Genomic DNA, 10,614 nt, shown 5'->3' with positions numbered 1-10,614 from the left:
ATCCGAAGATGCTGAGATATCAATCCTGCGAGTGCCCACACAGATTGTCTGATAAATTGTTAAAGAGCAGTGAGTTAGGCGCTTTCGCTTGCTAACTCGAGGTGGCGTATAATACGCTTTCCTCTTTCAGAGTCAAGCGTTTATTTTCGCTTTCGTCTGACTGACTACCGGGTTGTGAAGTCGCTTTCGAAGCCGCTTCGCCGTGTCAGTGGAGGCGCATTATAGGGAGTTCTCAGAGCCTGACAACCCCTAATTTGAAAAAACTTTCTGACCGCATTCTTTTTCACCAATGGCGCGCAGAAAGCCAGCAAATCAGGGATATTTGCTGCATAAATCACCGCAAAATCACCGCCGGTGGCATACTAGGGTAAGAAATACAGCTAAAGGAATTGCGTCATGTCTTTATCCACTCAACAACTCGCCGCCCAAAAAAACCTTTCTTATGTGCTGGCAGAGAAAATTGCCCAGCGAATTCTCAAGGGTGAATATGCGGCAGGCAGCATTCTTCCGGGCGAGATGGAACTGGGTGATCTCTTTGGCGTCAGCCGGACTGCCGTTCGTGAAGCCGTCAAGACGCTAGCCGCTAAAGGCATGCTGTTGCCTCGCCCAAGGATTGGCACTCGCGTCATGCCCCGCAGCCACTGGAACTTCCTTGATAAAGAACTGATAGCCTGGTGGATGACCAAAGATAACTTCAGCCATGTAGTAGAAGAGTTTTTGATTATGCGTAATAGCCTGGAGCCACAGGCCTGCGCATTAGCCGCTATTAATAGTAATGAGCAGCAGCGAACCAGGCTTACTCAACTGATGGCGCAAATGACAGAACTGCAGACGGCCTTTGACCGTCAGCGGTGGATTGAAGTGGATATGGCCTACCACGAACTCATCTATGAAATGAGTGGTAACCCTTTCATGACATCTTTCGCGAACTTATTCAGATCGATTTATTACAATTACTTCACCGCGATTACCGATAACGAAGTCATTAAGCTCGATTTGCATCAGGCGATTGTGGATGCCATTGCTAAGGGAGAGGGACAGGCCGCTTTTAACGCCTGCCTGGCGCTATTAAAGGAACCCGTCACTCATCGGTAGTCTAAAGCGCACATAACCTTCAGGATAATAATGACGAAAACAGCACGCAGCATGGCCGGCCTGCCTTGGATAGCCGCAATGGCTTTCTTTATGCAGGCTTTGGATGCCACCATCCTTAACACCGCGCTACCGGCAATAGCCCATAGCCTGAATCGCTCCCCGCTGGCCATGCAGGCTGCCATTATTAGCTACACCTTAACCGTCGCCATGCTTATCCCGGTAAGCGGTTGGTTAGCGGACCGCTTCGGCACACGCCGCGTATTTATGCTGGCCGTTAGCCTGTTCACTCTCGGCTCTTTTGCCTGCGCCATGTCTGGATCTTTAACCGAGCTGGTCATCTTTCGCGTGATTCAGGGAATTGGCGGCGCGATGATGATGCCGGTTGCCCGTCTGGCATTACTTCGGGCTTACCCACGCAGCGAGCTGTTGCCTGTACTTAACTTTGTCACCATGCCCGGTCTGGTCGGCCCCATTATCGGCCCACTGCTCGGCGGCGTTCTGGTCACCTGGGCAAGCTGGCACTGGATATTTTTAATCAATATTCCGATTGGCATTCTGGGCCTGCTGTATGCCCGCAAGTACATGCCCAACTTCACCACGCCGAAGCGCGGGTTTGATATGAGCGGCTTCTTGCTATTTGGCGCGGGCCTGGTGCTGATATCCAGCGGGGTTGAGCTGTTTGGCGAGCGGATTGTCGCCAGCTATATAGGCATGTTAGTGATTCTGGGCGGGATTTTACTGCTGCTGACTTATGTCTGGCATGCCCGCCGCGTTCCAACGCCGCTTATTCCCCTGCCTCTCTTTAAGACGCGTACCTTCTCCGTTGGCATCGTCGGCAATATAGCCTCACGCCTCGGCACCGGTTGCGTGCCTTTTTTAATGCCGCTTATGCTGCAGGTGGGGTTTGGCTATTCAGCATTATTGGCTGGCTGCATGATGGCACCTACGGCGGTCGGTTCGCTACTGGCTAAATCGACCGTCACGCAGGTGCTGCGCTGGATGGGTTACCGTAAAACGCTGGTCGGGATCACTTTGGTCATCGGCCTGCTGATTGCCCAGTTCTCGCTGCAGTCACCGGGCATGGAAGTCTGGCTGCTGATCCTGCCCCTCTTTATATTAGGGATGGCAATGTCGACGCAGTTTACGGCCATGAATACCATCACCCTTGCGGACCTGACGGATGAAAACGCCAGCAGCGGCAACAGCGTGCTGGCCGTGACTCAGCAGCTTTCAATTAGCCTTGGGGTTGCCGTTAGTGCCGCGGTGCTACGTGCATGGGAAGGAATAGACAGCGTCAATACCATCGAACAGTTCCATTACACGCTGCTGACGATGGGCGCGATAACGCTGGTCTCTTCGGTGGTATTTCTGCTGCTGCGCCCCAAAGACGGGCGCAACTTAATAAAAGAGCGCCACAAGCCTTAAACGGAGCTTCTTTCCACCAGCTCTGGCGTCAGCAGTAACCGTTGCTGCGCCAGATCGGGTTGCCTCATTCGGTGGATCAGCACATCCACGGCCAATTCGCCGAGCTCATCTTTGGGCTGGTGAATCGTCGTCAGCGGCGGCGCCATGTAGCGTGCAAGCTCGATATCATCGTAGCCAATCACCGCCATATCCTGCGGAATGCTAAGACCAGCCTGATATAAAGCATGGTAGGCCCCAACGGCCATAGCGTCATTCCCCATGAATACAGCGTCCGGCCTGTCCACCAGGGTAAGCAGTTCGCTCATGGCGCTAAACCCGCCCTGAAACTCGAAGTCGCCGATAATTTCATAACCGGGGTAAATCGTCAGCCCGGCCTGGGCCATGGCTTTCCGGTACCCCTCCAGGCGTAACCTGGCAGGCGTTTTGTCCTGCGGCCCGGCGATGCAGGCAATACGGGTATAGCCATTGTCGATCAGGTGCTGTGTCGCCATTTCTCCGCCGAGCAGCGAGTTATCCTGAATCACATCGCTCTGCCCCTCAAACGGAGCCCAGTCCATCATTACTGTCGGGATAGTCGGGTAGCGGTTGATGATTTCAGGCGAAGGCTGATGCGTTTCGGTGCACAACAACAGTAATCCATCGACGCGCTTTTGCAGCAGCGTTTCCAGATTTCGGTTCATGCGGTGCTCATCGCCTTCGGTGTTACACAGCACCAGGCTGTAGCCGCGCTCAAAGCAGCTGCGCTCCACGCCTCGAACCAGCTCGGAATAGAAGGGGTTGCTACTCGCGGTGATCAGCATGCCAATGGTATGCGTTTGATTCAGCTTGAGGCTACGGGCCAACGCAGAAGGCGCATAGTTCAGCGTTTTTACCGCGGCCTCAACCTTCTGGCGAATGGCATCGCTAACAAAGCGATCGTTATTAATGACGTGAGAAACGGTAGAAGTCGAAACGCCCGCCAGGCGGGCGACGTCTTTCATGGTAGCCATGGCTTACCTCTGCTGCAGGAACTCATCTATTTCCTTGCGCCACGGCACGGACGGCTGAGCACCTTTTCGCGTCACGGCAATTGCAGCGGCAGCGTGAGCAAATCGTACGGCGTCTTCCATCGGTTTTTCTTCCAGCAGCGCAGTCACCAGCGCACCGTTAAAAGTGTCGCCAGCAGCGATAGTATCGACAGCTTTTACCTTAAAGCCCGGCACTCGTTTGCCGTGACCTTTTTCGCTTAGCCATACGCCACGGCTACCTAGCGTGATAATCACCGTGTCGATACCTTTACCGTGGAGCACTTCTGCAGCTTTGGCGGCATCTGCATCGTTCTCAACGCGTACGCCGGTCAGCTTTTCTGCCTCAGTTTCGTTCGGGGTGATCATATCTAACAGAGAAAGAAGTTCATCAGAGAGTTCACAGGCCGGGGCCGGATTCAGAATCACTTTGGTCTGGTGCTGATGGGCAATTTTCGCCGCGGCCAGCACGCTTTCAAGCGGGGATTCCAGCTGCATTAATAACGCCGAAGCATCAGCAATTTTCTGCTGTTGCGCTGCCACCAGTTCGGGAGTCAAAGCGGCATTCGCGCCAGCGTGAATGCCGATCACGTTTTCACCTGCGCCGTTGACAAAAATCAGTGCCACGCCGGTCGCTTCATCTTTAATCGTGCTGATTGGCGAAGTATCAATATTATCGCTGGCAAGCTGCTTACACACGCGACCGCCGGTGTCGTCATCGCCCACACAGGCAATAAACGCAATGTCTGCTCCACTGCGCCCTGCCGCAACGGCCTGGTTCGCACCTTTACCGCCGAACGCCACCTGATACCCCTGCCCGGTGACGGTTTCACCCGGCGTTGGGAAATGTTCGAGGTTGAGGATATGGTCAGCATTGATGCTGCCAAGAACGACGAGTTTGCCTGTGCTTTTCATATCTTAATATCCAGTTTGAGTGCGCCGCTCATACCTGAGCGGCGCGTTGCCCTGCTTTTCTTTGGTTCTTATTTGGTGATCAGTTTCAAATCAACCGGGATTTTCGCATCCACTTTCTCGCCTTTCAGCACTTTATCAGCGGTTTCCACACCGATAACGCCGATCTGGTCAGCCATCTGAGCCACTGTTGCGCCCAGTTTACCGCCTTCGACCGCTTTCACGCCGTCAGCCGTACCATCGAAACCGACGACCAGCACATCAGATTTACCCGCGGTTTGCAGCGCACGCAGGGCACCCAGTGCCATTTCATCGTTCTGAGCAAACACAGCCTGAACGTTAGGGTGTGCAGTCAGCAGGTTCTGCATAACGTTCAGACCTTTAGTACGGTCGAAGTCAGCGGGCTGGCTGGCCAGCACGTCAAATTTATGTGCCGCAACAGCCTGTTTGAAACCTTCACCACGTTCACGGGCTGCGGAAGCACCAGCAATACCCTGCAGTTCAATGACTTTCGCGCCGTCGCCCAGTTTCTTAGCGATGTAATCACCGGCCATTTTGCCGCCAGCAACGTTATCAGAAGCAATGTGGCTCACCACGGTCCCCTGGTTTGCCATACGGTCGAGAGTGATCACCGGGATTTTAGCCTGGTTTGCCATCTTAACGGCATTGCCCACCGCGTCGGAATCCGTTGGGTTAATCAGCATTAATTTGGTGCCGCGAACCGTTAAGTCCTGCACGTTGGCCAGCTCTTTTGCCGGGTTGTTTTGTGAATCCAGCACCACCAGGTTGTAGCCCAGCTTGTCGGCTTCTTTCTGCGCGCCATCTTTCAGCGACACGAAGAACGGGTTATTCAGGGTAGACACCACCAGCGCGATGGTGTCTTTTGCCATGGCGTTTGCGCTTACGGTGGCGCTCAGGGCGACAGCGGAAACCAGGGTAGCCAGTTTTTTCATGTTCATAGTCAGATGTCCTGTAGGGTTATGGTTTTACTGCTTTTTATTGTCCACCAGCACCGCCAGCAAAATTACCACCGCTTTGACGATCATCTGGTAATAAGAAGAAACACCTAATAAATTCAGACCGTTGTTCAGGAAGCCGAGGATCAATGCCCCGATCAGCGTGCCGACAATCCGGCCTTTGCCGCCCGCCAGGCTAGTGCCACCCAACACAACCGCCGCGATAGCGTCCAGTTCATATCCCGCACCCGCCGTTGGCTGCGCAGAGGAAAGACGCGCTACTTCGATGATCCCGGCCAGCGACGCCAGCAGACCACACAGAGAGTAGACGATGATTTTCACTTTGTTGACGCTAATGCCTGACAGACGAGTCGCCGCTTCGTTACCGCCGAGCGCATAGATGTAACGCCCCAGGCGAGTATGGTGCAGCATGTACCACGCGGCCAGGAAGACAATCGCCATGATCCAGACCGGCGTCGGGATCCCCAGCGGGCGGCCAATACCGAACCAGCCAAACAGGTCAGCATTGTCCGAGAAGCCGGTATTCATCGGGCTGCCGTTGGTGTAAACCAGCGTCACCCCGCGCAGCAGCAGCATCATCACCAGCGTGGCAATAAAGGCCTGAACTCGCCCTTTCGCCACAATCACGCCGGTGACGGCACCAATGGCAGCCCCAAGAGCCAACGCAGCGGCAACGGCCACCAGCGCATTGACCTCAAAGCCCACAATCGAGGCCGCCACCGCCCCGGTCAACGCCAGAAGAGAACCGACGGACAGGTCGATCCCGGAGGTCAGAATGACCAGCGTCATCCCCACCGCCATAATGGCGTTCACCGACGTTTGCTGCAGGATGTTGAACAGGTTATTCACGGTAAAGAAGTTCGGGCTCAGGGCCGAGACAATCGCAATCAGCACCAGCAGAGCGATCAGCGATTTTTGCTCCATCAGCCACGCTTTGGTGAACCAGCGACGGGTGGACACGGTCTGGGTACTCATTTATCTAACTCCTGATTCACTCGATTAAGCTTACCAACGGCCGCGGCCATCAGCGCCTCCTGGGTGGCTTCTTCACGGGAGAACTCCCCGCTCAGTCGCCCTTCGTGAATAACCATAATGCGGTCGCTCATGCCCAGCACTTCCGGCATCTCGGACGACACAAGGATGATGCTCAACCCTTCGGCTTTAAACTGGTTAATTAACTGATAAATTTCTTTTTTCGCCCCAACGTCGACGCCACGAGTTGGCTCGTCGAGGATCAGCACTTTCGGACGGGTCATCAGGCCACGCGCGATGGCAACTTTCTGTTGGTTACCGCCGGACAGCAGGCCAATTGGCTGTTCCATGGAAGGCGTTTTGACGTTGAACAGGCGAATAAAGTCCTGCACCGCCTGCTGCTCATCTTTATGCTTCAGGCTGCCAGCCCCGCGACTGAAATAACGCAGCGCGGTCAACGACATGTTCTCCTTCACCGACATCCCCAGAACCAGCCCATCGCGCTTGCGGTCTTCAGAGATGTAAACGATGCCATTAGCCAACCCATCCTGCGGAGAACGAGTCACTACTTCACGGCCATCCAGCGCCACATAGCCACCGCTTCTCGGCAGCGCGCCATAAAGCACTTTCATCAATTCGGTACGCCCGGCACCCATCAGCCCGGCAACGCCGAGGATTTCGCCTTTACGCAGCGTGAAAGAAACCGCCTTCACGCCGGGGCCAGATACGTTATCGACCCGCAGGCGAATATCGCCGGGCTGTTTGTCCAGATGCGGATACTGGTCTTCCAGCTTGCGGCCAACCATCATTTCGATCAGGGTATCTTCGGTAAGCGTGGAGACTTCGCGCTCGGCAATAAACTGCCCGTCACGCAGCACTGTCACGTCGTCGCACACCTCAAAAATCTCTTTCATGCGGTGGGAGATATAAACGATGCCGCAGCCCTGAGCCTTCAGCTCACGGATAACGCGGAACAGCGACTCGGTTTCCGTGTCGGTCAGCGCATCGGTCGGTTCATCCATGATGATGACTTTGGACTCAAAGCTCAGCACCTTGGCAATCTCAACCATTTGCTGATCGCCAATCGACAGCTCGCCCACCAGACGCTCGCTGGTGTAGCGTAAATTCAGCTTCGCCAGCAGCTTGTCGGCTTCACGGTACATCTTCTTCCAGTCAATGTTGCCAAAATGCCCGACAAACTCGCGGCCAAGGAAGATGTTCTCCGCAATGCTGAGCTGCGGGATCAGGTTGAGTTCCTGGTGGATAATCCCGATACCGGCTTCCTGAGACGCTTTTGGCCCGCTAAAGGCAGTTTCTTTTCCCAGCCACAGCAGCGAACCGGCATCTTTGGTGTAGATCCCGGTCAGGACTTTCATCATCGTGGATTTGCCGGCGCCGTTCTCACCCACCAGCGCCATTGCGCGGCCCGGGTAAACGTTCAACGCCGCACCAGACAGGGCTTTCACCCCTGGGAACGATTTATCGATCCCTTTAAGTTGCAGTAAGGGTTCCATGCTGACCTCCTCAGAAGGTTACGCCGGCACAGAGAATGATATTCGCATACGGGGAACACTCCCCGCTGCGAATAACCGCATGTGCATCCGCGGTGTGCTGCTTGAACTGCTCATGGCTGATGTAACGAATAGTTATGGTGTTTCCCTGGTGTTTTTGCAGTTGCTCAATATGGCTGAGCAACGTTTCGTGAAGCGCGGGATTATATTGTTTGATTTCAGAAGCAACGATTGCCGCCTCAACCTGCATTTCCTGCGTTACCACATCCACGACCTGCATAAAGCCCGGAACGCCGTGAGTTAATGCCAAATCAATGCGCTGTGTATGGCGCGGAATTGGCAGCCCGGCATCGGCAATCACCAGTGAATCGGTGTGCCCCAGACGGGAGATAACGGCCGAAACATCAGCGTTAAGAACGGTACCTTTCTTCATTTTCCTGCTCCACTAGCGAAACGTTTCGCTGATAATGAGTGTAGGAAAAGAGGTGGCGGTTAAACAACCACCAGGTTAAAGAAGTGTGATCAACATCGAAACGTTTCGCTAATAAATGCAAAACGGTACCTGAGTACCGTTTTTTAGTCTTTGCGCCCTCTCCTTGTGGGAGAGGATTGGGGTGAGGGCATCAGGCCAGTAAAGACTGGCTGACTTAAATCTCGACCTGGGTGCCCAGCTCGATAACCCTGTTCGGCGGGATCTCAAACTGATCAGGCGCGCGCAGGGCATTTCGCTGCAGGGCGAGGAACAGCTTGCCGCGCAGGCGGAGATACCACGGACGCTTACCGATAATCAGCGACTCATGCGACATGAAGAACGAGGTTTCCATCATCCGACAGCTTAAGCCTTCCAAACCACAGCGGTGGAAAATCTCTTCCACGTTCGGCGTTTCACGCCAGCCGTAGCTGGCCACCACGCGCCAGAAGGTGGGTGACAGCTGCTCAATAGAAACGCGTTTAACGTTGTGAACGTATGGGGCATCTTCGGTGCGCAGCGTCAGCAGTACGACTCGCTCATGCAGCACTTTGTTGTGCTTCAGGTTGTGCAGCATGGCAAACGGGATCACGTTCAACGCGCGGGACATATAAACCGCGGTGCCCGGTACGCGAACCGGCGGAGACTTCTCAAGGGACGCAATCATCGCTTCCAGCGAGTTACCGTGCTCGTGCATACGGCGCAGCAGGCGGAAACGCTCGCTCTTCCACGTCGTCATGATGGTAAACATGACAAGCCCCAGCGTGAGCGGCAGCCAGCCGCCAGAGACGATTTTCTCGAGGTTAGCAGAGAACAGCGGCACGTCGATAAACAGGAAGCCCACGCACATCAGGAGCACGGCAATTTTATTCCAGTGCCAGTTTTTGCGCGCGACGGTACAGCAGAGAATCGAGGTCAGCACCATCGTGCCGGTTACTGCGATCCCGTATGCCGCCGCCAGGTTACTTGAATGTTCGAAGCTAACGATGACGATCACCACGGCGATATACAGAATCCAGTTAATCGCTGGAATGTAAATCTGCCCGGACTCCATTTCCGAGGTATGGATGATACGCATTGGCGAGAGGTAACCCAGGCGAACCGCCTGACGAGTCAGCGAGAATACGCCGGAAATCACGGCCTGAGAGGCAATAACCGTTGCCAGCGTCGCCAGGACCAATAAAGGGATCAGCGCCCAGTCAGGTGCCAGCAGGAAGAACGGGTTTTTAATCGCTTCCGGGTTCTTTAACAGCAGCGCGCCCTGGCCAAAATAGTTCAGAACTAATGAAGGCAGAACCGCGATAAACCACGCGATGCGAATCGGGAGCTTACCAAAGTGCCCCATATCTGCATATAGCGCTTCAACCCCGGTTATAGCCAGCACAACAGCGCCGAGAGCAACGAACGACACGGCTTTGTACTGCACGAAGAAATTCACCGCCCAGGCCGGGTTAAGCGCCTGCAGAACTTCCGGGTTGCCGATGATACTGCGCGCGCCCAGAACAGCGAGCGTCAGGAACCACAGCAGCATCACCGGAGCAAACAGCTTGCCCACCATCCCGGTGCCGTGCTTCTGAATCATAAACAGCAGCGTCAGAACAATAATAGAAAGGGGAACAATGTACTGATCGAGCTGCGGCGCGGCTATCTCAAGACCCTCTATGGCCGACATCACCGATATCGCCGGTGTGATAACCACCTCGCCGTAGAAGAAGCTGCCGCCAATCAACCCCATGATCACCAGTACAGAGGTCATTCGCGCCGTCGTATTACGCCCGGCAAGCGACATTAGCGTTAAGATCCCGCCTTCCCCGGCGTTATCCGCCCGCATCACGAAGGTGAGATATTTGATGGAGACGACCAGTACCAACAGCCAAAAAATTAACGACAAAAAGCCAAACACGGCGTCGCGTTCAACGCCAAACCCAAACTGCCCGGACAGGCATTCACGAAGGGTATAAAGCGGGCTGGTACCTATATCACCGTACACAACCCCGATAGCAGCCAGCGTAACGGCCGGCAACGATTGTTTATTATCAGCGCTCATAGACTAATCTTTTGTTGGAATCCCGAAAACGTGTGCTTAGTCCCTTGGCCCACAAAACGGCGCACAGTATGCACGATAATTGTGTAAATCGTACTCCTAAATGCATTTGACTTATCTCAGCTCAAACGTTGCATGCGGCATAATCAGCACATTAACTGGCTAAAAATAAACGCTATACTCGCGTTTCTCCACAGGGTTAACC

The 10,614-nt window shown here is 54.4% G+C and carries 9 protein-coding genes; 2 read left to right on the top strand and 7 right to left on the bottom strand.

Going from position 1 to position 10,614, the window contains the following annotated elements; genetic code table 11:
* Window positions 1-396 precede the first annotated feature (396 nt).
* Both WFN87_RS21715 and mdtD read left to right on the top strand, forming a co-directional pair.
* Window positions 397-1,095 carry a FadR/GntR family transcriptional regulator gene (locus WFN87_RS21715; protein WP_008457780.1) on the top strand — a complete coding sequence of 233 codons (699 nt, stop codon included), beginning with the start codon at window positions 397-399 and terminating at the stop codon, window positions 1,093-1,095.
* A gap of 30 nt (window positions 1,096-1,125) precedes the next feature.
* A complete protein-coding gene (gene mdtD, locus WFN87_RS21710; protein ID WP_442892787.1) occupies window positions 1,126-2,520 on the top strand; it encodes a multidrug transporter subunit MdtD in 1,395 nt (464 codons plus the stop codon).
* Here mdtD and rbsR read toward each other — a convergent pair.
* The 7 genes from rbsR to kup form a co-directional block, all read right to left on the bottom strand.
* Complete coding sequence (gene rbsR, locus WFN87_RS21705; RefSeq protein WP_336983684.1) at window positions 2,517-3,509, bottom strand: ribose operon transcriptional repressor RbsR; 993 nt, start codon at window positions 3,507-3,509, stop codon at window positions 2,517-2,519. The genes mdtD and rbsR overlap by 4 nt on opposite strands.
* Before the next feature lie 3 nt (window positions 3,510-3,512).
* A complete protein-coding gene (gene rbsK, locus WFN87_RS21700) occupies window positions 3,513-4,439 on the bottom strand; it encodes a ribokinase (RefSeq protein WP_336983685.1) in 927 nt (308 codons plus the stop codon).
* Between the two features lie 68 nt (window positions 4,440-4,507).
* On the bottom strand, window positions 4,508-5,395 hold the full coding sequence (gene rbsB / locus WFN87_RS21695) for a ribose ABC transporter substrate-binding protein RbsB (protein ID WP_008457776.1): 888 nt from the start codon (window positions 5,393-5,395) through the stop codon (window positions 4,508-4,510).
* Window positions 5,396-5,422: 27 nt separating this feature from the next.
* Window positions 5,423-6,388, bottom strand: a complete 966-nt coding sequence (gene rbsC, locus WFN87_RS21690) for a ribose ABC transporter permease (RefSeq protein WP_008457775.1) — start codon at window positions 6,386-6,388, stop codon at window positions 5,423-5,425.
* Window positions 6,385-7,899: a ribose ABC transporter ATP-binding protein RbsA gene (gene rbsA / locus WFN87_RS21685; protein WP_166994953.1), complete on the bottom strand. Its 1,515-nt coding sequence runs from the start codon at window positions 7,897-7,899 to the stop codon at window positions 6,385-6,387. The genes rbsC and rbsA overlap by 4 nt, the downstream gene beginning before the upstream one ends.
* Before the next feature lie 10 nt (window positions 7,900-7,909).
* Window positions 7,910-8,329, bottom strand: a complete 420-nt coding sequence (rbsD, locus tag WFN87_RS21680; RefSeq protein WP_336983686.1) for a D-ribose pyranase — start codon at window positions 8,327-8,329, stop codon at window positions 7,910-7,912.
* Window positions 8,330-8,543: 214 nt separating this feature from the next.
* A complete protein-coding gene (kup, locus tag WFN87_RS21675) occupies window positions 8,544-10,412 on the bottom strand; it encodes a low affinity potassium transporter Kup (RefSeq protein WP_008457772.1) in 1,869 nt (622 codons plus the stop codon).
* Window positions 10,413-10,614 lie beyond the last annotated feature (202 nt).

The sequence above is a fragment of the Cedecea sp. AS113 genome, assembly GCF_037152415.1.
GTDB lineage: Bacteria > Pseudomonadota > Gammaproteobacteria > Enterobacterales > Enterobacteriaceae > Cedecea.
The sequence above is the reverse complement of the archived record's forward strand: the minus strand, read 5'-3'. Positions and strand labels throughout refer to the sequence as shown.